The organism is Lederbergia sp. B243.17 (assembly GCF_057657925.1).
The window spans coordinates 149,665-175,846 of the sequence record NZ_JBWBKF010000085.1; the positions used below are offsets into that span (position 1 = coordinate 149,665).

The following is a 26,182-nucleotide window of genomic DNA, read 5'->3' on the forward strand; positions in this document are numbered from 1 at the left end:
GACCCGCAACTAAGGGGCCCGGCATTCTTCTGTTATATACGCCTTTCTCCCATGCTGGCTGCAATTACAAGGATCAGCATCAGCAGGGTCAACAATCCATATGTGGAAGTGAACGTATCAATAAGTCCACGCTCCAACAGAAACACATGTGCTCCTGATACAACGACAAATTGTATCAGCCAAAGGGAAAACGCTTGGCCTGCCGTACCTTTTCGGGTGATTGCGAGAAATAACAGTGCCAGACCGATCGCTGTCGTAGAAATGAGCATGATGATCTCCGCATCCATCCGCCAACCCTCCTTCTTCTTCTTTGGGCTTTGGAATAGTTTACGCAAACATCATTGGAAACGGTACAGGGCCGGAGTTTTTTTCTGCACCCAAACTGGTTTCGAACCGAAGAACTCCGAATCTACAAAGATCCGGGGCTCGTTTGCCTTTTTATACTTTTTCAAAAGTCTCTTGCTCTTCTTCTCTCGCTTGGGGCTCTTCCTCCAGAAGCAGCGTTTTCGCGGTGGAGGCAAAGATCTCATTAAAGTAATCAGCATTCTCCGTCAGTGACAAACCGTAAGAAGGGATCATTTCCATCAGTTTCGGTTCCCATTCAGGCAGTCGATCCGGGAAGCATTTTTCCATAATCTGAAGCATGACATGGACTGCCGTTGAAGCGCCCGGAGATGCTCCAAGCAGCGCAGCAATCGAGCCATCAGCCGCACTGACGACCTCCGTTCCAAACTGAAGTGTCCCTTTTCCGCCTGCTTCCGTATCCTTGATTACCTGGACGCGCTGCCCTGCGACAACGAGATCCCAGTCTTCCAGCCTCGCATTCGGAATGAATTCACGAAGCTCTTCAAGACGCTGTTCTTTCGATAAAAGCAGCTGCTGGATCAAATATTTCGTCAGCGGCATTTCTTTTGCACCTGCGGCCAGCATTGTCATGACATTGTTCGGTTTAACGGAAGTGATCAGGTCAAACATCGAACCTGTTTTCAAGAACTTCGGCGAGAAACCGGCAAATGGCCCGAACAGCAAGGACTTCTTATTGTCGATATACCTTGTATCCAGATGAGGCACCGACATCGGCGGTGCGCCGACAGATGCTTTTCCATAAACTTTGGCGTGGTGCTGTTCGATGACGTCCGGATTGTTGCACACCATGAAAATACCGCTGACCGGGAATCCGCCGATATGTTTTCCTTCCGGTATTCCTGACTTTTGCAGCAGATGCAGGCTGCCGCCGCCAGCCCCGATGAAGACGAACTTCGCCGTATGGCGTTCTACGGTACCACTTTCGAGATTCTTCACCTTTAATTCCCAGCGCCCGTCGCCTGTCCGTTTTATATTCATAACATTGTGGTTGTAATGGATACCGACATCGTTTTTCTTCAAGTGGTCTATTAACATACGGGTCAAAGAGCCGAAATTGACATCCGTTCCCGAATCAATTTTTGTCGCCGCAATCGGCTCTGTCACGGTCCGGTTCTCCATCATCAACGGCATCCAATCCTTCAGCTTTTCCGGGTCATCGGTATATTCCATTCCCTGAAAGAGCGGATGTCCTGACAGTGCATGGTAACGTCTTTCAAGAAAATCGACATTGTCTTTTCCGCGTACATAACTGATGTGTGGAATCGGCCTGATGAAATCCTGAGGATTCTTGATCAGATTGTTTTTCACCAAATACGACCAAAACTGCCTGGAAAGCTGGAACTGCTCATTTACATTGACAGCCTTGCTGATATCGATTGATCCGTCTGGTCTTTCAACAGTGTAGTTCAACTCGCAAAGCGCGGAATGTCCTGTCCCCGCATTATTCCATTCATTCGAGCTTTCTTCCCCGGCATTCCCAAGCTTTTCAAAAACCGTGATCTTCCAATCCGGAACCAACTCTTTCAACATCGTTCCCAGTGTGGCACTCATGATTCCTGCGCCAATTAAGATAACGTCTGTGCTTGTCTGTCTGTCACTCATTTTCACCATATCCTTACCCTAAGATTTGCAGAAAGGATGCTGCCGCTCCTGCTACAGCGCCTCATCCAGCACGGCGCAACTTAGGAACACACCTTTTCTGTATATATACTAAAGATCTGACAATTTTCCGATTTCCCTGCCAAACGCAACAGCCAACTACATAACAGGTCATGTGACATTCCCGCATAATCTATTTACAACTGCTAAAGGCCTCGCCTCAATATATGACCCGATTATAAAATTGGTCAATTCAAGATGCCCGAGGTTATTTTCTATGCACTGCTTCAACTTTCTATTATACCACCAAACTTTCACCGTTAAAACAACTAATGCTAGACTAATCCAAAAAATCAAAAGAAAAACCCCACCCCTTGGATCGTTTAATGTTTAAAAGGGATGGGGTCAAACCCCAAATTTGATCAGGAAGGTAGTGCCGGTCTTTTCGGTTTGGATTTCGACTTTTGCTCCGTGGCGGTTGGCAATTGCATAGCAGACGCCAAGGCCGATGCCAGTGCCGGTATCCTTTGTCGTGAAGAACGGTGTCCCCAGCTTTCCCAGGATGTCGTGGCTGATTCCCTCTCCTTGATCGATAATGGCAAGCACAGGGTTGCCTTCCTCCATATAAGTGCGGATCGTCAACGTCTGTCCTTCCTTCATTGCTTCCAGCCCGTTACGGCAAAGATTGATTAGCATTTGCCTGATTTCATTCCGGTTCAGCATCAGCCCTGTGAGCGGCTCGGTCTGAACATCAAGCCATTTATTCTGACTTTGGGCATCGATTCGAATCAAAGGTACGGTGTCATCAATAACTTTATTGATGTTCATCGGCTCCAGTTCCGAGCTTCTCGCACTCCCCATTGACAGAAACTCAGATATGATAGAGTTTGCCCGGTCCAATTCCTCGATCATCAAATCGAAATAGCGCTGTTTCTCTTCGCTCTTCTCATCACTTCGCAATATTTGCATGAATCCCCGGACCGTCGTCAATGGGTTGCGAATTTCGTGACTGATACCTGCGGCCATCTGCCCAATTAGGTCAAGGCTTGAAAGCCGTTTCAGCTCTTCCTCATATTTAATTTGAGCAGTGATGTTTTTAAAAAGGCAGCAGAGACCGCCATCATGCGGAGAGGCAATGACTTCATACCATTCCTCATCATACGGAGAAAACGTCTGAAATTTTTTCGTCTTTCTATTTAAAACAGCAAGATGAAGCATGTCATAGAAGTTCGTTCCGACTGTTTCGGAGAAAACATCCCACATGTATTTCCCCGTTGAATTCTCAATTGTCCTTCCATTCGGCATCCTATGATCCTTATGGATATAGTTAATATTCCAATTCCGGTCGATTGAAAGATAGCCGTCCATTAAACTCTCAATGACTCGGTGCACCATCATATACTCATGATGCGGCAGTTCTTTTTCCCGGGAGGAACCATGCACGGCTATTTTGCTGGGCTTTGCCGATGCTCCGGGTATCTTGTCCACGTGATTGACACGCCTCTGCCTAGCCTGCTCCCTATCCATGCGCATACTCTCCCATACTATAAAAATCTCCCCGAAATCAGGACATTCGCCTTACAATTACCTACCATTTTACCTCGAAAAACACCGACTTAATAGACAAATTCAAAAAAACAAACAAATCCCCTCACTCCTTTAAAGCTGCACGGGTCAAATCTGCGATTGTTTCGCTTGACTTGTTGAATTGATACTATATAATAATTGATATAAACTGATAACAATTACAGTGTGAATTTGCCCACTTTCGGACAAGCCGCCTGTAATTAAATACACTTTAGGAGGAAATGACACGATGTCTCTTATCGGAACAGAAGTGCTTCCATTCACAGCACAAGCTTACAGAAACGGTGATTTTATTGAAGTAACAGAGGAAAACTTTAAAGGACACTGGAGCGTTGTCTGCTTCTACCCTGCAGACTTTACATTCGTCTGCCCTACAGAGTTGGAAGATCTGCAAGATCAATACCCAGCACTTCAAGAACTCGGCGTTGAAGTATTCTCAGTATCCAGAGATTCTCACTTCACTCATAAAGCATGGCATGACACATCAGAAGCGATCGGAAAAATTACTTATACAATGATCGGTGACCCATCACATACACTTTCCCGCAACTTTGATGTACTTGTTGAAGAACTTGGCCAAGCAGACCGCGGTACATTCATCATCGATCCAGACGGCATCATCCAAGCAGTGGAAATCAATGCGGACGGCATCGGCCGTGATGCAAGCACTTTGATCAACAAAATCAAAGCTGCTCAATATGTACGCAACAATCCAGGCGAAGTTTGCCCGGCAAAATGGAAAGAAGGCGCAGAAACACTTAAGCCAAGCCTTGACCTTGTAGGTAAAATTTAAGGAGCGCGACAACTATGATTTTAGATGCAGACATTAAAGCACAATTGGCCCAATATCTCCAAATGATGGAGGGTGACGTGCTGCTCAAAGTATGCGCGGGAGAAGATAAAGTTTCCCGCGACATGCTGGACCTCGTAGATGAACTGGCAACAATGTCGACACATATCAAAGTGGAACATGCTCAATTGAAAAGAACACCTAGCTTCAGCGTCAACCGCATCGGCGAAGATACAGGGGTCATTTTTTCCGGTATCCCTCTTGGCCATGAATTCACTTCTCTTGTTCTGGCACTTCTTCAAGTCAGCGGAAGAGCACCGAAAGTTGACCAGAAGGTGATCAACCAAATCAAGGCGATTGAGGGCGAGTATCACTTCGAATCCTACATCAGCCTGAGCTGCCACAACTGCCCTGATGTTGTACAGGCTCTGAATGTGATGAGTGTTCTGAACCCTGGCATCACTCACACGATGATTGACGGCGCGGCTTTTAAAGAAGAAGTCGAAAGCAAAGAAATCATGGCAGTGCCGACTGTCTTCCTGAACGGTGAAGAATTCGGCAGCGGCCGCATGTCGCTTGAAGAAATACTCGCAAAACTTGGCAGCAAACCGGATGCATCCGAATTTGCCGATAAAGAACCATACGATGTGCTCGTCGTCGGCGGCGGCCCTGCAGGCGCAAGTGCTGCTATTTATGCGGCGCGCAAAGGCATCCGCACTGGGATTGTCGCTGAGCGCTTTGGCGGTCAGATTATGGATACTCTCGGCATTGAGAACTTCATCAGCGTAAGCCGCACGGAAGGCCCTAAGCTGGCGGCAAGCCTGGAAGAGCACGTGAAGGATTATGACATTGATGTCATGAACCTGCAGCGCGCCAGCCGCTTGGAAAAGAAAGACCTGATTGAGGTCGAACTGGAAAACGGCGCTGTTTTGAAAAGCAAGTCTGTCATTCTATCAACAGGTGCTCGCTGGAGAAACGTAGGCGTGCCTGGAGAAGCAGAGTTCAAGAACAAGGGCGTAGCATATTGTCCGCACTGTGACGGTCCTCTCTTTGAAGGAAAAGACGTTGCTGTCATCGGCGGAGGCAACTCCGGCATCGAGGCAGCCATCGACCTTGCCGGCATTGTAAAACATGTGACAGTCATTGAGTTTGCGCCTGAGCTGAAGGCGGATTCTGTTCTTCAGGACCGGCTCAACAGCCTGCCAAACACAACCGTCATCAAAAATGCGCAAACGAAGGAAATTACCGGTACTGACAAAGTCGACGGCATCACATACGTGGACCGCGAAACCGGTGAAGAACATCATATTGAACTCCAAGGCGTGTTTGTCCAGATCGGCCTTGTTCCGAACACGGAATGGCTTGGAGACGAATTCGAGCGTACAAGAATGGGCGAAATCGTCGTAGACAAGCATGGAGCTACAAGTGTTCCCGGTGTCTTTGCTGCAGGAGACTGCACAGACAGTGCCTATAAACAAATCATCATCTCAATGGGATCAGGAGCAACAGCTTCACTAGGAGCATTTGATTACCTTATTCGCCATTGATGCAAAATAAGAGGCGTTTCTGTTCGAAATTGAACAGAAACGCCTCTTTTCCTATCTAGATGGATTTTCAGTTCCCTTGCATCACGCAGGGCTCTTATACATTTTCCTCAACAGCCGGATCGCACGATACAACCTCGTTTTTACGGTTGAAAGCTTGATATTCAAGTGTTCCTCAATTTCTTTCAAGGATCGCTCCTTATAATAGTAGAGTATAATCACCTCTGCATACTTTGAAGGCAGCTGATTCAGTTTGCACCTGAGTTCTTCTTGATCATAATTTAGTATGACCTCCGATTCAGGCGTCCACCCATCCTCATTGCCACGGAGCTCAATTTCTTCAAGAGGGAAATCTCGATGGCGATAACTTTTTCGTAAAAAATCAATACAGTGATTGGCCGCAACACGATGCATCCATGAATGAAAGGAACAATCCCCGTTAAACTTTTTACGGTTTACATAGCATTTCACCAGAATATCATGCGTAAGGTCTTCCGCTAAATAAGTATCTTTCACATAGGAAAGTGCAAGGCGGTACACTTTCCTTTTATATTCCACATAGAGTGCATTTGCTTTGTCCTCATTCAATCTTTGATCAAATCCAGCTAGAAACAGGGCATTGCTTGATGCTGTTTTCATTGTTTCCGTTGATGGATTGCGATAAGCGAAGAGAGCTTCCATTAGAACACCTAGTTCACAATCAATTCATGAATATAGAGGTCAAAAGGATTTTGGTTCTTTTTTGAATCTTCTACAGCTACTTGACCTTTGAAGAGTGTTTCACCATTCTGCAGTTCCACTATGATCACATCCCCGTTTGTACCTGAATCCATTTGTGAATATGCAACATATAATTTACCGTCTTTTATCGTTGTCATATATGAATGGAAGCGATTCTGTTTGACTGGCAAGTTGATACTATAGGATTGACCAACTTGATTGTCCGCTAAAGGATAAGGAGTTACACGGATTTCTTGATCTTTTATACCAGTAAAATAAACAGTAGACCCATCGAAGAAACTTAGATTACTATCATATTGCAAATCCGAAACATTCAGCTTTTCTAATTGTTTTGTTACGATATTATAGGATAAAGCTTCCTGACTAACGACTTCTTCTCTTGTAGATTCTTCATCTTCAACTCTTTTCATTTCCGTTTTTACAATGATAAGATGATCGTTAGCTTTTGTTGAGCTTGTATTTAATAGTTGCATACTGAAATAGTTGCTGCTTTGCCATGCAGGAATCTGAACAATCGATTCATGCTTTTCAATCTTTTTGTTGCTCGCGTCAATTGTATAGATGCGTTTTTCTTCATAGCTCGCCTTCTGATCGCTTACCATGTTATGAGTGATAACGTACAATTCACCATTTATCATCTGGACATCATCCACATACATGTATTCAATTTTTTTATCCTCAGGCACTTCCACTTTAAAAGATGTGGTACGTTTATTTTCTTTGTTTAACAAGCTAATATCCAGCTTGAAATCTCTTGTCCGCAATGAAGAGCTGTAATCCGCATTTGCATAAGCAAGATACTTATCATCTTCAAAGAAATAGTTGTCTATGCCATCTTTTCCTCTCATAAAGCCACGATGTTCTTTCCGTAATTCCTTAATGGCAGCAGGAGGATTCCCGGTTAATTGATTCAGAAAAGATTGACTTTGATAGCTAGAACCTTCTGCATTGATTGATACGTACGTGCTCACATCAGAGAATCTATCTGAATAAAAACCTTCTAACTGTATCGGCTTGAGCTCTGGAAGTTCACCGCTTATCGGTTTGATAACAAAATTCGGTTTTTGTTCCGTTGACGCCAATGAACTTATATAGAAAGATCCGATGCTTAGCACAATCACGATGATTGCCGCCGCACTCTTCCAGTATTTTTTCATTTTCTTCACTCCTTATACGGTGATCTTTTTCTTTAACAGGAAACCACTCACCCAAAAAGACACGATTAGGACGAGCACACCCATGATGATCTCTAAGACAAATAATTCAATAGGATAAAAGTATTCCTTGAGAACAAACACTTGTAAAAGTACTGGCGAAATCGATAAACCGACAGCAGCGGCAATATAAATAAGCCCGGCAAAAATCCCTTTCCACTTGAAACTTCTTTCCAGCAATATTGCGGTAAACAATATGGAAACAGCCAGTAACCCTACTCCATAATAAAGAATGAATTCGACAAAGCTGTTCGGGAGAATGATAGATAATAGCTCCTTGTTGGACACCAGTTCTTTTATCCCCATATCTGTTCTGAATTCGGCGGGAACCATGCCTTTCATCACAAGCATCTCAACGGGCAGAATGATTAGCTGCATTGCAACTAAACCAAATGTCATGATAAGAATTGTCGATATCTTTGCAGAGAAGATATTCAATCTAGTTGTCGGGAGCATTAATAAGCGATAAATAAAAGTGTTTTTTCCAATCCAATCACGATACCAAATAAGAAAGATGTAAAACCCTACACCGGCGACACATAATAGAATCGGGCCTAAGAACCACATGCTATTGGCGATCTTTAAAAAACTCATTTGACCATAGCTTTCCAGAAACTCTGCTTTCGGCACCAAGTCTTCGTATATTTGCTCATTCGCCAGGCTTATATATTTTCTTGATAGAACAATCACTCCAGCAATCTGTGCAATAAAAGTGATTGCAATCAAGGATATAAACAGTTTCGCAACACGGTTAAACTCAAAATTAACAAGCTTTAAGTAAGCTTTCATCGCTGATACACCTCTCTCATTACATCAATGACAGACTTACCTTCGTTTGCACGAGCTTCCTCTGCGCTAAATTCCTTTGTGACCAGCCCGTCATCGAGAAGGACAACCTTATCAATTAAATGTTCAATATCGCCTACTTCATGAGTTGTAATAATAACTCCGCGATTCTCAATCAAATGGCTTGTAAATACATTCGCAATCTCCTCTCGACTGAACATATCAATGCCCGAGAAAGGCTCGTCCATTAATACATAATCGACATCGAGCGCCAAGCCCAATAGCAGATTAACCTTTGCTGTATTTCCTTTTGACAAGGAAGAAATTCGATGGCTTGGATCTAACCTGAAAAAACCTAGTAATTCGGTTGCACGCTCCTGATTCCAGCAAGTATAGAAGTCATCCATAAATTCCATTGCCTCTGCGATCTTCATATGGGGAAGCATCGTAATTGCGTCAGGAATGAAAGTTATTTTTTCGAAAGAATTTTTATTTATCGGTTCCCCGTCTATTAGAATGCGTCCTTTATCAATGGGAGTAAGGGCCATGATTGCATTGAGGATCGTCGTCTTTCCAACTCCGTTGATGCCGATCAAACAAGTGATTTCTCCCTTGTCCGCCGTAAAGGACACGCCCTTTAATATTTTCTTGCGTCCGAACTTTTTTTCAACCGCTTGTACTTCTATCATGTTTAAACCTCCTTATCACCGTTCGTTGTGTATTTAACCCTCACCAAGTCAAGCAGCTCCTCGACTGGTACATTAATGGACCGGACAGAGGTGACAAACGTATCGACCGCTTCAACGAGCAGTTCATCTCTCACCATGCTTAGCATTTTATAATCTGTTGTGATTCTGCTTGGATGATTCTTCTCCGTGTAGATCAACCCTTGTTCCTCCATTTCCTTATACGCCCGCTGCGCAGTATTGGGATTAATTTTCATCATATTGGCCAGCTCGCGTCTAGATGGGATTTCCTGGCCTGGCTCCAACTCCCCAATGGCGATTTTCTCCTTGAAATAACGGACAATCTGTAAATAAACCGGATCACGATTATTGAATGTTACATTCATCGAAACAACTCCTATCAGACCTTTTATATAATTGCAGGTCTTATCTTCAAAGTGTGTGTATTAAGTAGTTCATACATCCCATGTGTATTATATGGTTAATACGCTGTCGTTGTCAATGCTATTCGAAAATTACTTTCAGAGAGTTTTACTGACACAATAGAAAAAGGCAGGAATCGGAATCCGAAACCTGCCTTAGGATTATTAATAAATCTTGATGGAATCGCCATCGACCATGATCGTTTGAGCGGTAATCTAATCAGAATCGGCACTAGCCAAGAATAAAGACGGATCACCAAGACGGCGAAGCGGAAAACGAAGGTGCCGATGCTGAGTTCTAGGCAGCATGTAACTTGCACCTTTCACATATCAATTATTGATTTGACTGTGTATTCTTCATGAACTCATTAAAATCTGCAATGGATGGGTTGCCGATATAATGGCCGCCCTCCACTTGGATTGTCTGGCCAGTAATGTATTTGGATTCATCGGATGCAAGGAATAGGACTGTATAGCCGATGTCCTCCGGATCCCCATTGTATGGAAGCGCATTGTATTTCAAGAAAATATTGCGGACTTCCTCAGGCAGATTATTTTCCGCAGCTGGAGTCAGGATAAGTCCTGGAGCGACAGCATTGCAGCGGATCCGGTCTTTTCCATATTGAGTGGCGATATACTTCGTCAGATGGGCAACAGCCGCTTTAGAAGCACCGTAGGCGGATCTGATTGCATCGGATGCAAATGCAGCCATGGAAGCCGTATTAATGATTGAACCGCCGCCATTTTTCTGCATGTAAGGGATGGCGTAACGGCTGCCGATCAGCACACTCTTCAGATTGACATTCATCAAGCGGTCCCATTCATCAAGATTCATATTGACGACGTCCAGGTCCTTCTTCAAATTCGTAAGACCCACATTGTTGAACAGAATATCGATTTTCCCATAGGTATTGACCGTATACTCGATCGCTTCTTTAATTGATTCTTCTACAGAAGCATCAAGGAACATGGCTGATGCCGCCCCGCCGTCGCTCTCGATACCCTTCGCTGCCTCTTTTGCTCCTTCGATATTAAAGTCGCCGATGACAACTTTGGCACCTTCTTTCGCCAATAGCTGCGCAGTTGACAGGCCAATGCCGGATGCACCGCCTGTAACGAGAGCCACTTTGCCTTCTACTCTACCCATGATACTAACCACCTAACTGTTAATTTATATTGATTGGACTAACCCTTCACGATATGCTCGAACAGCTTTTTTTGGATGGTAATTAATTGCCTGATCTCTTCTTCAGTCAAAATGGAATAATATTCTTTACGCATATCCTGTGCAGCTTCCTGTGCTTCATCCAATATATCAATCCCTTTGTCTGTCAAGGCCAAATAAACAATCCGGCGGTCAGACGGATCATACTCCCTCTTCGCATATCCTTCCTTGATCAGCTTGTTGGAAATCGAAGTCATGCCTCCTGGAGAATAAGAAAGTTTCTTGGCCAGCACAGACTGCATTTGCGGGCCATTTTCCCGAAGTTCAAAGAGGACAAGAATTTGTGATATACCAATATTTCCATTGAAACGTTTTAAAAAGAGAAGGATTGTTTCGTTGTTCAGCAATTCCGCTTGACGGATTAGTTCAAAAAGAGATGTGTCCATATTAAATGAATCCCTTCTGTAATTTATTTTATCACTAAAATATTTAACATCAATATATTTACCGTTAAAGTATTTGTTAAAAATAGCTTTTCAACCGATTAATTCAAGTTTTTTTGCTTTGATGGAACGATACCACTGCCTTTATTATATCACTTTCACTTTTTATCAGAAGGCAGCAGCTTTTTCATTTAGTAAAAAAATCTTTGACACTTGTAGAATTATGCTGTATTTTTATTAATACACGAACGATATTATATAAAAACAAATAAATATTCGTATCCTCGTATAAATTTGGAGATATGGTCCAGAAGTTTCTACCAAACTGCCGTAAATAGTTTGACTATGAGGAAAGACAGAAAACACCTTTAACCGAAGTCTCTTTTGGCTTATTTGGCTACTTTTCGTTTTTTGTTCTTCCCGCAGTCAAACTCTAGTGTCCCAACTAGAGTTTTTTCTTTTTATGGCAGCATAGGCGGTGACTTGGCGATCAGATTTTCCGTTTATGCGAAATTGCCGAAATGGGAGAGGATCATTCAAATGAAAAATAATCAAGAACGTCAACCTCTATCTGCCTATCTAAAAACAAACGCGAGGCTGTATGCCACAGCTTTTGTCATCGTCCTCATCGCTGAACTGATCGGCATGAAAAAAATACAGGCAGGGTCGGCACTCATTATTATTTACCCGATGTTGTTTGCCATCGTCATCAGTATCTTGCTGGGACCAGATATCCTGGGCTTTCTCAAACGAAAAGAATCGAAACAGGCCTCGTCGCTTGTGCTTGTCGCAATCGCGCCTTTCATGGCCAAAATCGGTGTGCTTGCCGGTTCCAACCTGCCAAAACTTGCAGATGTAGGACCTGCACTGGCCTTTCAGGAACTCGGACATGTCGGTACAATACTTCTCGCCTTGCCTGTTGCCCTGATGCTTGGGATCAAGAGAGAGGCAATCGGAGCGACAAGCTCTACTTGCCGCGATAAAGATTATGGCTTGATTTGCCACCTATATGGCGCCAACTCACCGGAAGCAAGAGGAGCGCTTTCCATTTATATTATCGGCTTCTTCATCGGTACGGTTTACATAGGCTTTCTTGCGAGCCTTGTCGCTTCGACTGGCATTTTCCACCCGTTGGCGCTCGCAATGGCGAGCGGTGTCGGCAGCGGTGTCATGATGGCAGCAGCCTCCAGCACGCTTGCTGCCATCTACCCGGAATTTGCTGATCAAATCATCCTGCTGGCAGGGGCAAGTGACATGCTGTCGGCGATTATCGGCATCTACTTCACCCTGTTTATCTCACTCCCGATTACAAAGAAGATGTACAACTGGCTGGAGCCGAGAATCAGCCCGAAAAAAACGAGAATTCCCGAACAAACAAACTCAGTGAAAGTTGGCGGCTAATATGACCATGAGCATGCGTGATTGGACTGTTTCTCTATTATTGACTTCGGTTGTTACAATGCTGCTGGCCAACTTGATTGGCAGCGATGTATCGATTGCAGAATCAATTCCGGGTGTGCTGATTTTGGCAGCCATCGCCTTTATCGGCATCTCTTTGGGAAAGATCATTCCGTTTAAACTGCCGGCGATTGTATGGGTTGTGTTGACAGGCGTTCTGGTTGCCTGTCCTCTTTCCCCCGTCTCTCAGCCGATCATCGACTACACGGCAAAAATTTCTTTTATGGCTCCAATAACGATTGTCGGAACACTGGCAGGTATCGGACTGGATTTCAAAGCTTTTATGAGCCAAAGCTGGAAAATGGTGATCATCGCACTATTGGTGTTCACCGGAACGTTTCTTGTACAGGCGACGTTTGCCGAAGTGTTTCTGAACATGACCCATGCGGTCGACTCACTGGTAAAGTAAGTACCTTGCTTGAATTATACTTGTTCCTGTAGGAGGGCCAACAACATGAACAGCAGAATACTGAACGCTGATTTAGTTATACAGAGTTGCTCCGTCTTAACACCGGACTTTACACTATTGGACGACCAATGCGTTGTCATTACTGACGAGACGATTACCGACATTGGCCATACCGCCTTGACTGCCCCGAAGTACCACGCTAAACAAACGCTGTATGGGAACGGCAAGCTCGTCATGCCAGGACTGATTGATGCCCATACCCATACATGCCAGCAGCTTTTACGCGGGCGCATTACAGATGAGCTGCCTATGATCTGGACACGAATCATGGTACCCTTCGAGAGCAACCTCGAGGAAAAGGATGTCTATATCAGTTCACAGCTGAGCTTTCTTGAAATGATCAAATCCGGAACGACCTCCTTTATTGATGCAGGCGGAAAACATATGCATAAAGTGGCTGAATCTCTAATGGAATCAGGACTGCGGGGTGTGCTCACCTGCTCCACAATGGATACCGGACGGGACATCCCTGATTTGATGAAAATGGGAATAGACGAAAACCTCGAGCAAAATCTTCAGCTCTACCGCGATTTTCATGGTGCAGGTGATGGAAGAATCGATATTTGGTTCTCACTCCGCTCCCTCATCACTTGCACACCCGGTCTGATTACAAAGGTATTTGAAACTGCAGAAGAATACTCGACAGGTGTGCAGACCCATATGAATGAGTATACCAATGAGATCGGTTATTGCCTGGAAAACTTCGGCATGCGCCCTTATGAATATTTAGACTCGCTCGGGATTTTGGATGAAAACTTTCTCGGTGCTCATAGCATTTTGCTGTCGGAAAACGAGATGGACATCATCAAATCCCGCAACAGCAAGGTCGTCCATTGCCCGATCAGCAACTCGGGGAAAGGCATTCCGAAAACGCCAAGCCTTCTGCAAAGAGAGATTTCAGTCGGAATGGGAACCGACGGGGCAGGCCACTCCGGTCTGAGCATTTTTGACCAAATGAAAGTGTTCAAGTCACTGATCCGGGCATTTGCAGGTGTGCCAATTTTCGATCCGGTCATCATGCCGTCCGAGAAAATCCTTGAAATGGCAACCGCCGGTGGAGCAAAAGCGATGCTCCGAGAAGAGGAAATCGGCAAGATTGAAGTCGGCAAAAAAGCGGATATGATCCTCATCAATATCGATCAGCCTCACTTGCAGCCGACGCACAACATGATCAACACGATGCTTGAATCGATGAATAGCAATGATGTGACAGATTGCATCGTGAATGGGAAAATAATAATGAAAAACAGGGAAGTCCTGACCCTGGATGAAGAGAAAATAAAGTACGAAAGCAAACTTGCAATGGAGGAGCTATCGATCAGAGCAAATATATAGCCCTTTAGATGTTGGTGATATGTGGAATTGAGGTTTTTGAATGCAAACGACTTTTATCGTGATTAGTATTGTAGCGATTGCCAATTTGGCAATCGGCATCGTATTAGGGATGTCCGGCATTTCAGGCTTCCTCCTGCCACTGCTTTATGCGGGAGTGCTTGGAATGCCTGTCCATGACTCCCTTGCGCTCAGCTTTCTCGCCTTTGCCGTCTCCGGCCTGATCGGGGCGTACTCCTATTGGAAAACAAAAAACATGGATATCAAGCTCGCCATTCTATTGAGCATTGGGAGTCTGCCCGGCGCCTTTTTAGGCGTTCAAATCAATGTGCTCATTTCAGAATACGCGGCCAAGCTTCTTCTTTATCTATTCGTCCTGCTCGCAGGCTTGTCGATTGTTTTCAAAAAAAACAAGGAAGACGCTGGTGCCCGCCGCTCATCCTTATTGAATCAGCCTGTCCCTGTGCTCCTGCTCGGATTTGGGACCGCCGTCATCTGTGCGCTGACCGGCGCAGGCGGCCCCATTTTATTGGTACCGATTCTCGCATCGCTGGGAGTGGGCATCCGGACAGCAGTCGGCGTCAGCCTCCTTAACTCTGTCGTCATTGCTCTCCCGTCAATCTTCGGCTACTTTGCCCATGCGAGTGCCAGTACAACGCCAGCGCTGATTGTTGCAAGCCTGGCCGGCATTATCATCGGCATGCTTACAGGAGCACGCCTTGCAAACAAAGTGCCGATTCAGCAATTGAAGATGTTCATTGCCATCCTGACGATTGCCACCTCTGTCTATATGCTGTTTACGCTGCTGGTATGAGCATGGCAAGAGTCTTTCAACCTGATAACGAACAAAAGAGCGTCTGATTAAATCCCTAAGAAGAAGAAGAAAAATGTACCGTTTTTCTTCTTCTTCTTTTTCAATTTGATTTCAGGTGTCAAAGAGTGGGATTGGCACCGCAAGGAATCTGGTTTCGCTTCCTTCCGGTGTCAATATAAACTGCACCCGATTTGGTTGCATAAAAAAAGCCTCCGGCGCTGAACCGGAGCTCCAATCAACTTCATCAATATGTTCACATCGTCGGAGGAGGGGCCGATGCTTTTTCATCCGCCTTTACACAATCGATCGCGACCACAATGGCAATCACAACAGCCTCCATTTCCTCATCCGCCACTTCCACCTTGTAGCTGTCGCCCCATGTGAACCATTCCTTGCTCACTGCGCCGGCAAGCTTTCCGTGATGCAGGATCCGGAAGTCCATGTCCCACCAATTGCCCTGCACTTCAATGCCTGCAGCATCAATCGAATACCGGGCTTTGAAGAAAGAGAACTCCTTCCGGATCGTCAGCACTTCCTGCCCGTTCACATCGACGAAAAATCTCGGCAGCAAGCTGAACATTTTTTTCGTGATGAGTGCGATTTCCTTCCTATCAGCGTTCATAATCGTAAAGGTTTTGGGTATCCGCATGAAACTTCCTTCCACATAATAAGCATCTTCCCCTTGTTCGTCCTTCACGGTGAACTTTTCTCCGATACTGAACACCTTCTGCTTGATATAAAGCTTCTTCATCCTGCACCCCCTTCCTCTATTTTCCAAACACGTCTACCGGCTGCTTCGCTTCCGATACAGCGAGATAATGGCCGATAAACTCCTTAAAGCGGCTGAAGGCCTCATCAAAATCCGGCTGGATGACGGATAACTGCACGAGCTTCCGACTGTGCAAATAGGAGCTATCCCCATGCAGGGCCATCCCATTGAGCCGTGCATCCTCATGCAAACTCCCCAACTCCTCTGGCAGCCTCAATGTGACAATCATCGGATACGGGCTCACAGTCATTGCATACTCTTTGACAACCGGCAGCTCCTCTAACCCCCTGAACCGCTCAGCCAGCACTTCATAGCGGGCCGGATAGCTTTCCAATGCTCCAGCCACATTTTTCGTAAGGAACGATGGCACCGTGAACGGAGGTTCTTCCTGCTGATAATTCGCCAAGTCCAAGTATGCGGGCAATCCGGAGGCTTCAGCCCTTTCCTGCGAAAAGACAAAAGCAAGGCCGCCCAGTGCTCCGATTGCCTTTCCGCTGACAGAAGTGGCAAGATACAGGTCCTTCATTGAAAAAGGCAGAGCCCCGAAAGAACTGATGCAATCCATGCAGAGTTTGACACCGTGCCGTTTTGTAATCTCAACCAGCGGCTCAAGCGGGTTCAGCATCCCGGTTGATGTTTCCCCGTGAACAGCGAGCAGCCAGTCATACTTGCCGGTCTCCGTGCACCTCTCGACTTCTGACAGATCAAAAGCTTCTCCCCACCCGAAACGGAGAACATCGAAGTGCAGATCCCAGTTATTCGCTTGCACAGCAAGCCTCTCGCCAAACTCCCCATTTGTCAGGATCAAACCCCGTTTTCCACTGCCTGCCTTCAATTGGCCGAGCATCATCTCATTTGCCAGTGTTCCCGTTCCGACGATGATCGCGGCGGCTTTCGCATCTGACAGCTCAAGCAATTCTTCCTTCAGCCTGGTATACAGATTCCTGAACTCAGGTGAACGATGGGATACATCCGTATGCGACAGTACCCTGTCTTGTTTAACCGGACCGGGGTAAAAAGTATATTGCTCATCTTTCGCAATCCTCTTTTCCAGTTTTTCCTCAAAAACCTTGCGGGTCAGAACCATAGGGATAAATCTTGCATCTTCGGTCCCTACCGCCTCATGAAACGGCACAAAACCCATCCCACTATAAAGTTTCTCCTCCCGGTCCGTTCCCGATATCACTGCGGCAGAGTATCCTTGATGATATGCGTAAGAATAGATCGCTTGAATGAGCCGAAGGAGCACCCGGCCTGTACGGTGCTGCTTTTTCACAGCCAACAGACGAATCTCACACAGCTTCCCGCAGTCTTCCGGGGGAAGGTAATGCTCGACTCTGCCGATTTTCCCGTCAAGAGAGAAAGGCCGTTCATCCCGGAACGCTACCATCCCGACCATTTCCCGCTCCTTATAAACAACCAGATACCGGTTCTCATGGTGAAAACGGTCGATCTTGCGCTTCTCCTCATTCGGCTCATGCTGCGGAATTTCCTCGACAAACGTTTGATAATTTAGGTCTGCAATGTCCGCGAATTCTTTTTCAGTTGCTGCCAGTTTACACCAATACATAATAACCCCTTATTCCCCTTTCTGTGCTGAACGCGCCAGATTGCTCCGGTGCTTCCAAACTATCAGGCATATCGCCAGCATAACAGGGCTGTATACTAATACTTTTCCCGCCCAGATGAACCCCGCCAAGTACAAGGCGAATCCTCCAAGCATTCCCCGCGTTAGATTCCGGAAAATGAGCCATACCGGCAATGTCCCTGTAATCATCCAGCAAAATAGCAAAGGATCGAGTGTCAGGCCCGCTCCTATAAAAGTTGCCACCCCTTTGCCCCCATGGAACTTTGTCCAAGGCGGATACATGTGGCCAGTGATGACAAATAGCATTCCGAAAGCTAAAACACCCTCATCAAGCCCCAGCATCCGGCCGCAAACGATAGCGAGCAGCCCTTTCATCGCGTCGCCAATGAACGTCAAGACAAACGCCGAAGTGCCGAGTATGCGTCCCGCATTACGAGCGCCCAAATTCCTGCTGCCATGCTGCCGCAAATCGGTATTATTCAATTTCCCGATAAGGAAAGCAGTCATCATACTCCCCGTAAAATAACAAGCAAGCCAATAGAGAAAGGCTGAGCCATTCAAAACAAGAACCCCCGTTTTCCTTCTATATCTATTACTATTCGTTCCTGCCGGGCATTTTCCTTTAAATTGCTGGAATCTGCCCACTCTCCCCTTCGTTCTCCACCAGCTGTCATAACAAAAGCCTGATTCCCCCGCAAAGCGACAGGTAACCAGGCTTTTTTTGCTCTTATGGGCTATATCCAGGATAGCTGGACATGTATACTTGAAATTACGAGCAAAGCGGGAGGGATAACATTGAGAAAGAAAGTATTGGTAACAGGGTTTGATCCATTTGGAAAAGATACGGTCAATCCGGCACTGGAAGCTGTAAAACAACTAGATGGCCTTGTAGCAGATGGTGTTGAAATCGTGGCGCAGGAAGTGCCAACCGTTTTTCGAAAGTCGATTGAGGTCATGACTGCGGCAATTGAAAAACACAATCCTGATGCCGTCATCCTCATCGGGCAAGCTGGAGGACGGACACAGGTAACACCTGAACGGATTGCGATTAACATCGATGATGCCCGTATTCCTGATAATCAAGGCAATCAGCCGATCGATGAACCGATTTACGACGATGGACCCGCTGCGTACTTTACAACACTGCCGGTCAAGCGGATGGTCTCTGCGATGAGAAAAGCCGGTGTGCCGGCTGCCGTCTCCAATTCAGCGGGAACTTTCGTCTGCAATCACATCTTCTATGGCCTGATGCACTATTTAACGACGCATGCTTCTGCGGTCCGCGGTGGATTTATCCATATCCCCTATATTCCTGAGCAGGCAACCGAGAACGGAGCACCTTCTCTAAGTTTAGACACGATCGTATGTGGATTGAAGGAGGCTGTCATCGTAGCTGCCAATGAAAAAGAAGATACGAAGGAAATCGGCGGTACCACACATTAAGGACAGGCTCAGCCCCTATAAAAGAGATTCGGCTCCGTCGATAAAGATTTCACTTCCTGTAATATGACTTGACTGCTCGGAAGCAAGAAACAGCACGAGATCAGCGACTTGTTCCGGTTTCCCTGATCTCCGTTCCAACGGCTGGTTTCCTTCCGGGTATTCTACAGGAATTTTGATTTCTTCTACTTTGTCTTGTTCTGGCCATGTATTTTCATCAATGTTCGTATCAATTGCCCCGGGACAGACGATGTTGACTCTGATTCCGTACTGGGCCAGCTCCAATGCGGCCATTTTCCCGAAGCCCATCTGGCCGATTTTCGATGTGCTGTACGCGGACATGCCAAAGTTCTTATAGATCCGATTTCCGTTGATGGAGCTTGTGATAATGATGCTTCCGCCATCCTTCTTCATGTGGGGAATTGCATATTTCACCGTTAAAAAGGTGCTCGTCAGGTTATTGGAGATGGTCAGGTCCCAATCACTCGGATCCATGTCCTCAATTGCCGTCACTTCCCCGTTAATTCCTGCGTTGGCAAAGACAATATTCACCGTGCCCCATTGATCCGCCGTTTTCTTATAACAGTCCTTCATGTCCTCCGGGTTGGAAACATTCGCTTCTAAAACGAGCGCCTCACTGCCCAATTTTTCAATCTGGTCTTTTACCTCGGCCACATTTTCTTTATGTAAATCAACGAGCGCCACTTTTGCCCCATGCTCGGCGAGTTTCAAAGCGGCAGCCCTCCCAATCCCCGAGCCCGCTCCGGTAACAAATGCAACTTGGTTCTGAAGTTGTTTCTCCACGATAAAAAACCTCCTTACAAGTGATACAGGTACTTTATCCAAAATAAACACAAAAAAACATCCATGCCAGCTTTTCAGCCAGACAATGGATGTCCCTTTCACTTTATCATCTTTTTCACCAATTCCCGGTTGCGCAATTTAAACAGGTCATTATGCGAGGAGACCATCGCATATTGGCTCGCGTCCGGCTGGATGTATTGCTTCGCCTTGTTGACAGCATTGGCTGCGTCCTGGAAAGCGCCGGCGATCAAATTGACTTTCCCCTCGTAGGCAAGGATATCTCCAGCGCCATAAAGACCGGGGACGGATGATTCGCTCGCTGCATTACCCGAGATAAAATAGCTATCCTTCATTAAAATATCAAGGTCGCTGTTGCCAAGCAACGCGGAATCCTGTTCAAAGCCGTGATTGATGATCACTTCATCGACCGACAGACAGGTCACTTCCCCTGTCTTCTGGCAGGTCAGTTCCACCGCTTCAATCATATCATGGTCGCTGTTCGCCACCAGCTTCGTGATTGTTGTATTGAGGAAAAGGGATGCCGAGCTGTTCATCAGCTGTGTCGCCTGGGCTTCGTGTCCCTTCAGCCCATCCTTCCGATAAGAGAGATAGACCTTTTTCGCAATCGGCTCAAGCTCATTTGCCCAGTCGATTGCAGAATCTCCGCCGCCCGAGATGAGCACAGTCTTGTCTTTGAAATGCATGAGTGATTTTACCGTATAATTCAAATTCGAAACTTCGAATCTCTCGGCGCCTTCGATCTCCAGCTTTTGCGGTTTCAGAATTCCGCTGCCGATTGCAACAATGATAGCTTTTGAAAGGTGTTTCGCACCGGATGCAGCACGCAGGACGAAAATGCCGTCTTCGCTCCGTGTAATAGACTCAACTTTCTCGTTGAGCACGACCTCAGGGTTGAACGTCAGCCCCTGTGTGACAAGCTGTTCAATCAATTTCGCTCCGGGAATTGGTGTCTGGCCGCCGACGTCCCAAATCATTTTCTCCGGATAAATATGGAGCTTCCCGCCAAGGCTTGGCTGGAACTCAATAATTTTCGTCTTCATCTCCCGAAGTCCGCTATAAAATGCAGAGTACAGCCCTGCAGGCCCTCCGCCGATCACTGTCACATCAAATAAATCCACCGCGAACACCCCTTTTGATGGCATCTTTTTTTCCTTTTACCGTTTTTATTCTCTACCCCTATCTTAATTGATAACGATTATCAATATCAAATAAATTTTATATTAATCCAAAAATCATTGACAACCGATTGTCCCCTCTTTATCATTAAGGATGAAAATGATAATCATTATCAGTTGGAATCACATACACATTTTGGTTAGAGGAGGTACATAATGGTTCGCCTTTATACAGATAACTTGAATATCGGCTATGGAGAACGATTAGTCGTTAAAGAGCTGAGCGTAAAAATCCCTGATCAGAAAATTACCGCCATCATCGGATCCAATGGCTGCGGGAAATCAACCTTGCTCAAGGCGATCACCCGGATCATTTACCAGCAGTCCGGTTCTGTTGTCCTTGACGGAAAGGATATCACGAAGGAAAACACAAAAATTCTTGCGAAGAAAATGGCTATTTTGCCACAGACCCCAGAAAGTGCGAGCGGGCTGACAGTGGGCGAGCTTGTCTCCTACGGCAGGTTCCCCTACCAGAAAGGCTTTGGCCGTTTAACGAAAAAGGATGTGGAAGTGATTGACTGGGCGCTTGATGTAACCGGAACGATCGATTTTAAATACCGTCCGGTCGACGCGCTATCCGGCGGCCAGCGGCAGCGCGTCTGGATTGCCATGGCCCTTGCCCAGGAAACGGAAATCATCTTTCTCGATGAGCCAACCACCTATTTGGACATGGCCCATCAGCTGGAAGTGCTAGAGCTGCTGCAAAAACTGAACATGGAACAGGACCGTACAATCGTCATGGTTCTCCACGACCTGAACCAAGCTGCCCGTTTTGCCGACTATCTTATTGCGTTAAAAGACGGGGAAATTGTAAAAGCTGGAGATTGCGAAGACGTGATGACCCATGAGGTGCTCCGGAAAGTATTCCAAATCGACGCGGAAATAGGCCGGGACCCCCGTACAGGCAAACCGATGTGCATTACCTATAACCTTTTAAAAGGAGAAAGCCAATATGAAAAAATTGCTCATTCCGTTTATCCTGCTCTCAGCGCTGCTCATTAGTGCCTGCGGCAGCAGCGCAACCGAGGACAAAAAAGAAAATGCCGGGAAGAACACCGGCGAGCCTAAGACGTTCACCTACGAGTCGGAGACAGGTCCGGTCGAAGTACCGACGAATCCGAAACGTGTCGTCATGCTTTCCGGCTTCACCGGCAATGTGCTGTCGCTCGGTGTAAACGTTGTCGGAGTCGACACGTGGTCGAAGAATAATCCTACCTTCAAGGATGAAATGAAAGATGTTGCTGAAGTTTCCGATGAAAATCTTGAAAAGATCATTGAACTCGATCCTGACTTGATCATCGGATTATCCAATATTAAAAACCTTGATAAATTGCAGGAGATTGCCCCAACCGTCACTTATACATGGGGGAAATTGGATTACCTTTCCCAGCATATCGAAATCGGCAAACTGCTGAACAAAGAAGAAGAAGCGAAAGCCTGGGTCGCCGACTTCAAAAAACGGGCGGAATCTGCAGGAGAAGAGATTCGCGCTAAAATCGGTGAGGACGCAACGGTTTCTGTTCTTGAAGCCTATGGGAAGGATCTATATGTTTACGGGGACAATTGGGCTCGCGGAACGGAAATTCTCTACCAAACGATGAAGCTGAAAATGCCTGAAAAAGTGAAGGAAATGGCTTTGGAGTCCGGCTACTACACTTTATCTGCGGAAGTGCTGCCGGAGTATGCAGGGGATTATGTCATTCTCAGCAAATACTCGGATGCGGACACCTCATTTGAAAAAACGGAGACGTATAAGAACATTCCTGCCGTCAAAAACGGCCATGTGTTCACCATGGAAGGGAATGGCGCATCTTTCAGCGATCCGGTCACACTCGACAAGCAGCTAGAGTTCTTCAAACAATCATTTTTAGGAAAATAAAGTGCAGCCATGAAGGAATTCTTATTAGAAGGATTCCTTTTCCCCTATTGAGAGAAAAGGAAGATGCGAGAATGAGAACGTACGAAACAAGACGCCCGATTCCATTTATCTATAAATTACTGGCTGCCCTGCTTGTCCTCTGCGGTATGTTCATTGCAGCCTGCTCATTCGGAGCGGCCGATGCAACATTCAAAGACGTCTGGCAAGCCCTCACCTCCACCGTAAGAACAGACGCAACCTTGATGCTCCGTGAGATCCGCTTTCCTCGGGAAGTCGCGGCCGTCTTTGTTGGTGCTGCTCTGTCCGTATCCGGTGCGATCATGCAGGGGCTGACGCGGAATCCGCTCGCAGATCCCGGCCTCCTCGGCTTGACGGCGGGAGCAAGTGCAGCCCTCGCCTTAACCGGGGCCATCCTCCAGGATGCAAACTATATTGCCATCACCATCGCCTGCTTTATCGGTGCTGCCGTCGGTACACTGATGGTTTTCGGCATCAGCGCCATGAAAAGAGGCGGCTTCTCACCGTTTCGGATCGTTTTGGCAGGTGCAGCAGTCTCCGCCTTTCTCTATGCCATTTCAGACGGCATCGGCATTTATTTTAAACTATCGAAAAACGTCACGATGTGGACAGCCGGCGGTATGATTGGCACCACATGGGGCCAGCTCCAATTCATCGCACCGGTGATTATGGGCGGCATCCTGGTCTCCCTCCTGCTATCAAGACAGCTGACCATCCTTAGCTTAAACGAGGAAGTGGCGGTTGGACTTGGACAGAAAACCGCAAGGATCAAGGCCATTCTCTTTGTCGTCATCATACTTCTGGCAGGTGCTTCTGTCGCCCTTGTCGGAAACATGGCATTCATCGGACTGATGGTGCCGCATATCGTCCGCTCACTCGTCGGTACAGATTACCGGTTCATACTCCCGATGTCAGCGGTTGTTGGAGCTGTCTTCATGCTGTTCGCCGACACGCTTGGACGGGTCATCAATGCTCCGTATGAAACGCCGGTCGTCGCCATCGTCGCCATCATCGGCCTGCCGTTTTTCCTGATTATCGTTAGTAAAGGAGGAAGCATTTTCTCATGATCCCTTCGTCTTTACTGAAAAAACAGCGCTTCCTCCTTTGTCTTTTCTCCGTGCTGATTGTCGCGACCGTCGTCATTGGAATGGGAATCGGAGACGCACCCTTGTCTTATGACAGACTGATTCCGACACTGATCGGCCAGGGATCGTTCAAAGAGAATTTCATTCTGTTTTCAATCCGGCTGCCGCGGCTGATCATCACCTTGCTCGCCGGAATGGCGCTCGCCCTTTCCGGTTCGATATTGCAGGGAATTACAAGAAATGATCTGGCTGACCCTGGAATTATCGGCATAAACTCAGGGGCTGGGGTGGCCGTAGCCGTGTTCTTTCTCTTTGTTCCAATCGAACCCGGTTCCTTTGTCTACATGATTCCTGCCGTCGCCTTTATTGGTGCGCTGCTTACAGCCGCTTTGATCTACCTGTTTTCCTATAGCAGGACATCAGGTCTCGCTCCAGTCAGACTTGTGCTCGTCGGCATCGGGTTTGCCATGGCTTTGTCAGGAGCGATGATTGTCCTGATCTCTTCCGCCGAGCGGGAAAAAGTCGACTTCATCGCCAAATGGCTCGCAGGGAATATATGGGGCACCGACTGGCCTTTCATCTGGGCACTGCTCCCTTGGCTTATCGTCCTGATCCCGTTCACACTCTACAAAGCCAACCGGCTGAACCTGCTGGGACTGAGCGAACCCGTCGCAATCGGCGTTGGCGTCTCGATGGAAAAAGAACGGGTTGTCCTGCTGCTGACAGCTGTTGCGCTAGCTGCCTCCGCCGTTTCCGTCACAGGGGGAATTTCTTTCATCGGTTTGATTGCCCCGCATATGGCAAAAGCTTTGGTCGGACCGCGGAATCAACTCTTCATCCCGATCGCCCTTCTGATCGGCGGCTGGTTCCTGCTGCTTGCCGACACGATAGGCCATAATCTGATAGAACCGAACGGAATTCCAGCCGGGATCATGGTGGCACTGATCGGGGCTCCGTATTTTATGTATTTACTATTGAGGAAATCATAAAGAAGAGGCCGCCGGGAAAACCAAAAATTTTCCTGGTAGCCTCTTCCACTTGATTGACTGCTCAGACGATTGATATTGAATCGACGATAGAAGGTTCAAGAGACTCCGTATAATAGATTTCACCTTTTTTTGTGATGACTAACCCTTCTGTATCCTCTACCTCGTCCAATGTACGGATAATCTCTTGCGGCGGCTTGCCGAATAGACGGCCGGTCCATATTTCACCGTCGACTGATTTTTTCGATACGACGGTCAAGCCGGCAATTTCCGATTCAACCGGATATCCAGTAGCAGGATCCAATATATGATGGTACGTCTCGTTATTGACGGTGAACTTTCTTTCGTATATTCCTGAGGTAACAACAGATTGATTCAACGCCTTTACAACGACAACATATTGTCCGCGGGGCTGAAAGGGATGTTGAATCCCGATTCGCCAATAGCCGTCCTCATGATTAGGAGATGATCCATAAGCCATCACATTCCCGCCCAAATTGAGCAAGGCCGACTGGACATTCATCGATTGCAGGTCATTGATCAAGAGATCCGCTATATACCCTTTCGCTAAAGCCCCCAGATCGATAAACATCCCGGTATGACGCAAAAAAACTGTCCCTTCCCGGTCATCCAGTATGATATCGCTCGCGTCTGTCCTCTTGAGCAAGGATTGAATTGTTTTTTCCGATGGAACATGTGCATCTTTAAATCCGATACGCCATGCCTGAACAAGGGGGCCAATCGTTATATTCAAAGAACTGTTGGCCGCCATGCTATGTTCCTTGCCAATCTTGATCAATCCATACAGGTCCGGATGCACCTTCACCGGGCTGACCCCTGCATGTTTGTTCACTTCCATCAGCTCGGAGCTGGGATCATGTGCACTGAAACGTTTCTCGAATTCTTGCAATCGAATCACCAATTCATCCAAAATCCAGCTGGCATACTCATGCTCCAGCGATAATTGAATAACGGTCCCCATCATATGTACTTCCCGGGTT

The 26,182-nt window shown here is 46.6% G+C and carries 27 protein-coding genes and 1 riboswitch; of the genes, 11 read left to right on the forward strand and 16 right to left on the reverse strand.

Annotation, left to right across the window (positions count from 1 at the left end; genetic code table 11):
- Positions 1-32 precede the first annotated feature (32 nt).
- From AC0TWI_RS17305 to AC0TWI_RS17315, 3 genes are all read right to left on the reverse strand, one after another.
- Complete coding sequence (locus AC0TWI_RS17305; RefSeq protein ID WP_488127590.1) at positions 33-287, reverse strand: hypothetical protein; 255 nt, start codon at positions 285-287, stop codon at positions 33-35.
- A gap of 151 nt (positions 288-438) precedes the next feature.
- The gene (locus AC0TWI_RS17310; protein WP_488127591.1) at positions 439-1,968 is read right to left on the reverse strand and encodes a malate:quinone oxidoreductase; all 1,530 of its coding nucleotides are present in this window, start codon (positions 1,966-1,968) and stop codon (positions 439-441) included.
- 402 nt (positions 1,969-2,370) lie between these two features.
- Complete coding sequence (locus AC0TWI_RS17315; protein ID WP_488127592.1) at positions 2,371-3,492, reverse strand: two-component system sensor histidine kinase NtrB; 1,122 nt, start codon at positions 3,490-3,492, stop codon at positions 2,371-2,373.
- Between the two features lie 289 nt (positions 3,493-3,781).
- Here AC0TWI_RS17315 and ahpC point away from each other — a divergent pair, with 289 nt between their 5' ends.
- A complete protein-coding gene (gene ahpC / locus AC0TWI_RS17320; protein WP_488127593.1) occupies positions 3,782-4,345 on the forward strand; it encodes an alkyl hydroperoxide reductase subunit C in 564 nt (187 codons plus the stop codon).
- A gap of 14 nt (positions 4,346-4,359) precedes the next feature.
- Positions 4,360-5,889 (forward strand): alkyl hydroperoxide reductase subunit F, encoded by a 1,530-nt coding sequence (gene ahpF, locus AC0TWI_RS17325; protein WP_488127594.1) that lies wholly within the window; start codon positions 4,360-4,362, stop codon positions 5,887-5,889.
- Between the two features lie 81 nt (positions 5,890-5,970).
- On the opposite strand, the gene AC0TWI_RS17330 is transcribed toward ahpF, so the two are convergent.
- The 7 genes from AC0TWI_RS17330 to AC0TWI_RS17360 all read right to left on the reverse strand — a co-directional run bounded on the left by AC0TWI_RS17330 (position 5,971) and on the right by AC0TWI_RS17360 (position 11,346).
- On the reverse strand, positions 5,971-6,567 hold the full coding sequence (locus tag AC0TWI_RS17330) for an RNA polymerase sigma factor (protein WP_488127595.1): 597 nt from the start codon (positions 6,565-6,567) through the stop codon (positions 5,971-5,973).
- Positions 6,568-6,575: 8 nt separating this feature from the next.
- Entirely contained in the window at positions 6,576-7,784 is a 1,209-nt protein-coding gene (locus AC0TWI_RS17335; protein WP_488127596.1) for a hypothetical protein, read from the reverse strand.
- 12 nt (positions 7,785-7,796) lie between these two features.
- Positions 7,797-8,630 (reverse strand): hypothetical protein, encoded by an 834-nt coding sequence (locus tag AC0TWI_RS17340; RefSeq protein WP_488127597.1) that lies wholly within the window; start codon positions 8,628-8,630, stop codon positions 7,797-7,799.
- Entirely contained in the window at positions 8,627-9,316 is a 690-nt protein-coding gene (locus tag AC0TWI_RS17345) for an ATP-binding cassette domain-containing protein (protein WP_488127598.1), read from the reverse strand. The genes AC0TWI_RS17340 and AC0TWI_RS17345 overlap by 4 nt, the downstream gene beginning before the upstream one ends.
- A 2-nt stretch (positions 9,317-9,318) precedes the next feature.
- On the reverse strand, positions 9,319-9,699 hold the full coding sequence (locus AC0TWI_RS17350; protein WP_488127599.1) for a GntR family transcriptional regulator: 381 nt from the start codon (positions 9,697-9,699) through the stop codon (positions 9,319-9,321).
- Between the two features lie 370 nt (positions 9,700-10,069).
- A complete protein-coding gene (locus AC0TWI_RS17355; RefSeq protein WP_488127600.1) occupies positions 10,070-10,882 on the reverse strand; it encodes an SDR family NAD(P)-dependent oxidoreductase in 813 nt (270 codons plus the stop codon).
- Positions 10,883-10,920: 38 nt separating this feature from the next.
- On the reverse strand, positions 10,921-11,346 hold the full coding sequence (locus tag AC0TWI_RS17360; RefSeq protein ID WP_488127601.1) for a MarR family winged helix-turn-helix transcriptional regulator: 426 nt from the start codon (positions 11,344-11,346) through the stop codon (positions 10,921-10,923).
- Positions 11,347-11,607: 261 nt separating this feature from the next.
- Positions 11,608-11,709, forward strand: a riboswitch (purine riboswitch).
- Between the two features lie 174 nt (positions 11,710-11,883).
- Here AC0TWI_RS17360 and AC0TWI_RS17365 point away from each other — a divergent pair.
- From AC0TWI_RS17365 to AC0TWI_RS17380, 4 genes are read left to right on the forward strand one after another with little or no spacing between them, the layout of a single operon-like run.
- Positions 11,884-12,744 (forward strand): DUF3100 domain-containing protein, encoded by an 861-nt coding sequence (locus tag AC0TWI_RS17365; RefSeq protein WP_488127602.1) that lies wholly within the window; start codon positions 11,884-11,886, stop codon positions 12,742-12,744.
- A 1-nt stretch (position 12,745) separates the two neighbouring features.
- On the forward strand, positions 12,746-13,210 hold the full coding sequence (locus tag AC0TWI_RS17370) for a hypothetical protein (protein ID WP_488127603.1): 465 nt from the start codon (positions 12,746-12,748) through the stop codon (positions 13,208-13,210).
- A gap of 45 nt (positions 13,211-13,255) precedes the next feature.
- Positions 13,256-14,605, forward strand: a complete 1,350-nt coding sequence (locus tag AC0TWI_RS17375; RefSeq protein WP_488127604.1) for an amidohydrolase family protein — start codon at positions 13,256-13,258, stop codon at positions 14,603-14,605.
- Between the two features lie 40 nt (positions 14,606-14,645).
- Positions 14,646-15,416 carry a sulfite exporter TauE/SafE family protein gene (locus AC0TWI_RS17380; protein WP_488127605.1) on the forward strand — a complete coding sequence of 257 codons (771 nt, stop codon included), beginning with the start codon at positions 14,646-14,648 and terminating at the stop codon, positions 15,414-15,416.
- Positions 15,417-15,669: 253 nt separating this feature from the next.
- Here the strand turns inward: AC0TWI_RS17380 and AC0TWI_RS17385 are convergent, their stop codons facing one another.
- Genes AC0TWI_RS17385 through AC0TWI_RS17395 form a run of 3 tightly spaced genes read right to left on the reverse strand, consistent with a single transcriptional unit; the run spans position 15,670 to position 18,418 of the window.
- Positions 15,670-16,167, reverse strand: a complete 498-nt coding sequence (locus tag AC0TWI_RS17385; RefSeq protein WP_488127606.1) for an LURP-one-related/scramblase family protein — start codon at positions 16,165-16,167, stop codon at positions 15,670-15,672.
- Positions 16,168-16,183: 16 nt separating this feature from the next.
- Positions 16,184-17,755 carry an aminotransferase class V-fold PLP-dependent enzyme gene (locus tag AC0TWI_RS17390; RefSeq protein ID WP_488127607.1) on the reverse strand — a complete coding sequence of 524 codons (1,572 nt, stop codon included), beginning with the start codon at positions 17,753-17,755 and terminating at the stop codon, positions 16,184-16,186.
- A 9-nt stretch (positions 17,756-17,764) separates the two neighbouring features.
- A complete protein-coding gene (locus tag AC0TWI_RS17395) occupies positions 17,765-18,418 on the reverse strand; it encodes a glycerol-3-phosphate acyltransferase (protein WP_488127608.1) in 654 nt (217 codons plus the stop codon).
- A gap of 150 nt (positions 18,419-18,568) precedes the next feature.
- Here AC0TWI_RS17395 and pcp point away from each other — a divergent pair, with 150 nt between their 5' ends.
- Positions 18,569-19,216 carry a pyroglutamyl-peptidase I gene (pcp, locus tag AC0TWI_RS17400; RefSeq protein ID WP_488127609.1) on the forward strand — a complete coding sequence of 216 codons (648 nt, stop codon included), beginning with the start codon at positions 18,569-18,571 and terminating at the stop codon, positions 19,214-19,216.
- A 15-nt stretch (positions 19,217-19,231) separates the two neighbouring features.
- Here pcp and AC0TWI_RS17405 read toward each other — a convergent pair whose 3' ends face one another.
- Both AC0TWI_RS17405 and AC0TWI_RS17410 read right to left on the reverse strand, forming a co-directional pair.
- Positions 19,232-20,017, reverse strand: coding sequence for an SDR family oxidoreductase (locus AC0TWI_RS17405; RefSeq protein ID WP_488127610.1), 786 nt, complete (start codon positions 20,015-20,017; stop codon positions 19,232-19,234).
- Positions 20,018-20,115: 98 nt separating this feature from the next.
- Entirely contained in the window at positions 20,116-21,156 is a 1,041-nt protein-coding gene (locus AC0TWI_RS17410; protein ID WP_488127611.1) for an NAD(P)/FAD-dependent oxidoreductase, read from the reverse strand.
- 213 nt (positions 21,157-21,369) lie between these two features.
- Between AC0TWI_RS17410 and AC0TWI_RS17415 the strand changes: the two genes are divergently transcribed.
- The 4 genes from AC0TWI_RS17415 (at position 21,370) to AC0TWI_RS17430 (ending at position 25,184) form a co-directional block, all read left to right on the forward strand.
- The gene (locus tag AC0TWI_RS17415) at positions 21,370-22,215 is read left to right on the forward strand and encodes an ABC transporter ATP-binding protein (RefSeq protein ID WP_488127612.1); all 846 of its coding nucleotides are present in this window, start codon (positions 21,370-21,372) and stop codon (positions 22,213-22,215) included.
- A complete protein-coding gene (locus AC0TWI_RS17420; RefSeq protein WP_488127613.1) occupies positions 22,166-23,092 on the forward strand; it encodes an iron-hydroxamate ABC transporter substrate-binding protein in 927 nt (308 codons plus the stop codon). Before AC0TWI_RS17415 ends, AC0TWI_RS17420 begins: the two co-directional genes overlap by 50 nt.
- Before the next feature lie 71 nt (positions 23,093-23,163).
- Positions 23,164-24,177, forward strand: coding sequence for a FecCD family ABC transporter permease (locus tag AC0TWI_RS17425; protein WP_488127614.1), 1,014 nt, complete (start codon positions 23,164-23,166; stop codon positions 24,175-24,177).
- Complete coding sequence (locus AC0TWI_RS17430) at positions 24,174-25,184, forward strand: FecCD family ABC transporter permease (RefSeq protein ID WP_488127615.1); 1,011 nt, start codon at positions 24,174-24,176, stop codon at positions 25,182-25,184. The genes AC0TWI_RS17425 and AC0TWI_RS17430 overlap by 4 nt, the downstream gene beginning before the upstream one ends.
- Positions 25,185-25,245: 61 nt before the next feature.
- Here the strand turns inward: AC0TWI_RS17430 and AC0TWI_RS17435 are convergent, their stop codons facing one another.
- Entirely contained in the window at positions 25,246-26,163 is a 918-nt protein-coding gene (locus AC0TWI_RS17435) for an FAD:protein FMN transferase (protein ID WP_488127616.1), read from the reverse strand.
- Between the last annotated feature and the right edge of the window lie 19 nt (positions 26,164-26,182).

Coding starts and splice junctions, on each gene's coding strand:
- AC0TWI_RS17305 (WP_488127590.1), bottom strand. CDS start 287: ATGGATGCGGAGATCATCATGCTCATTTCTACGACAGCGATCGGTCTG.
- AC0TWI_RS17310 (WP_488127591.1), bottom strand. CDS start 1,968: ATGAGTGACAGACAGACAAGCACAGACGTTATCTTAATTGGCGCAGGA.
- AC0TWI_RS17315 (WP_488127592.1), bottom strand. CDS start 3,492: ATGGATAGGGAGCAGGCTAGGCAGAGGCGTGTCAATCACGTGGACAAG.
- ahpC (WP_488127593.1), top strand. CDS start 3,782: ATGTCTCTTATCGGAACAGAAGTGCTTCCATTCACAGCACAAGCTTAC.
- ahpF (WP_488127594.1), top strand. CDS start 4,360: ATGATTTTAGATGCAGACATTAAAGCACAATTGGCCCAATATCTCCAA.
- AC0TWI_RS17330 (WP_488127595.1), bottom strand. CDS start 6,567: ATGGAAGCTCTCTTCGCTTATCGCAATCCATCAACGGAAACAATGAAA.
- AC0TWI_RS17335 (WP_488127596.1), bottom strand. CDS start 7,784: ATGAAAAAATACTGGAAGAGTGCGGCGGCAATCATCGTGATTGTGCTA.
- AC0TWI_RS17340 (WP_488127597.1), bottom strand. CDS start 8,630: ATGAAAGCTTACTTAAAGCTTGTTAATTTTGAGTTTAACCGTGTTGCG.
- AC0TWI_RS17345 (WP_488127598.1), bottom strand. CDS start 9,316: ATGATAGAAGTACAAGCGGTTGAAAAAAAGTTCGGACGCAAGAAAATA.
- AC0TWI_RS17350 (WP_488127599.1), bottom strand. CDS start 9,699: ATGAATGTAACATTCAATAATCGTGATCCGGTTTATTTACAGATTGTC.
- AC0TWI_RS17355 (WP_488127600.1), bottom strand. CDS start 10,882: ATGGGTAGAGTAGAAGGCAAAGTGGCTCTCGTTACAGGCGGTGCATCC.
- AC0TWI_RS17360 (WP_488127601.1), bottom strand. CDS start 11,346: ATGGACACATCTCTTTTTGAACTAATCCGTCAAGCGGAATTGCTGAAC.
- AC0TWI_RS17365 (WP_488127602.1), top strand. CDS start 11,884: ATGAAAAATAATCAAGAACGTCAACCTCTATCTGCCTATCTAAAAACA.
- AC0TWI_RS17370 (WP_488127603.1), top strand. CDS start 12,746: ATGACCATGAGCATGCGTGATTGGACTGTTTCTCTATTATTGACTTCG.
- AC0TWI_RS17375 (WP_488127604.1), top strand. CDS start 13,256: ATGAACAGCAGAATACTGAACGCTGATTTAGTTATACAGAGTTGCTCC.
- AC0TWI_RS17380 (WP_488127605.1), top strand. CDS start 14,646: ATGCAAACGACTTTTATCGTGATTAGTATTGTAGCGATTGCCAATTTG.
- AC0TWI_RS17385 (WP_488127606.1), bottom strand. CDS start 16,167: ATGAAGAAGCTTTATATCAAGCAGAAGGTGTTCAGTATCGGAGAAAAG.
- AC0TWI_RS17390 (WP_488127607.1), bottom strand. CDS start 17,755: ATGTATTGGTGTAAACTGGCAGCAACTGAAAAAGAATTCGCGGACATT.
- AC0TWI_RS17415 (WP_488127612.1), top strand. CDS start 21,370: ATGGTTCGCCTTTATACAGATAACTTGAATATCGGCTATGGAGAACGA.
- AC0TWI_RS17420 (WP_488127613.1), top strand. CDS start 22,166: ATGAAAAAATTGCTCATTCCGTTTATCCTGCTCTCAGCGCTGCTCATT.
- AC0TWI_RS17425 (WP_488127614.1), top strand. CDS start 23,164: ATGAGAACGTACGAAACAAGACGCCCGATTCCATTTATCTATAAATTA.
- AC0TWI_RS17430 (WP_488127615.1), top strand. CDS start 24,174: ATGATCCCTTCGTCTTTACTGAAAAAACAGCGCTTCCTCCTTTGTCTT.
- AC0TWI_RS17435 (WP_488127616.1), bottom strand. CDS start 26,163: ATGGGGACCGTTATTCAATTATCGCTGGAGCATGAGTATGCCAGCTGG.